Below are 597 nucleotides of genomic sequence, written 5' to 3'. Positions count from 1 at the left end.
CACCTGCTCGACGATCCCGGCGGTGACGGGCTTTGCGCCCAACCGGAAACCCTGCTCGAAGGCAAGCGTCAGGTGCATCTCGATCTGGAGCGGAGTACGCAGGCGTTCGGCGATGAGGTCGATCGCGTCCTCGTCCATCAGGTCGGCGACCTTCACCCCCTCTGCCGCGCACGCACCGAGCAACCAGGCTACATAATCCCGACGTGCCGATCCGATCCCCTCATAGTCGAAGGTCGTGGTCCGGTAGCCGATCTCCTCCATCTGCGGGCGGCGCAGATCGTTGCGCAGGCGCGGATGCCCGACAAGCAGGACCGACAGCAGCACGCCGGCATCGGCCACCACTTCCATAAGCCGCTTGAGGCCGGTCAACGTCTTGTGGTGCAGGTCGTGCGCTTCATCGACCACCAGCACGATCGGGCGCTTGCCCTTGCGCATCAGATCACGAAGGTCGCGCTCGCGCCGTTCGGCCTGTTTGGGGATCTTCACCTGCGCGCGGTCGCCGGACGACAGGTCGTAGAACAATGCCTCGATCAGCGAGGTAAGCGAGGTGCGCCGCTTGTCCACCGCCAGCGACTTGGCGACCGCGACCTTGCCGGC

Annotated in this window: 1 protein-coding gene; it reads right to left on the bottom strand. The window is 65.5% G+C overall.

Features of this window, described 5'->3' with window-relative positions:
- The coding region (locus AACY45_RS27520) for an AAA family ATPase (protein WP_339548609.1) at positions 1 to 597 on the bottom strand (597 nt) is incomplete at both ends.

Origin of the sequence: Pseudomonas sp. RA_35y_Pfl2_P32 (assembly GCF_963970735.1) — a bacterium.
GTDB lineage: Bacteria > Pseudomonadota > Gammaproteobacteria > Pseudomonadales > Pseudomonadaceae > Aquipseudomonas.
Note: the sequence above shows the minus strand (reverse complement) of the source record. Positions and strands in the feature narration are given on the sequence as shown.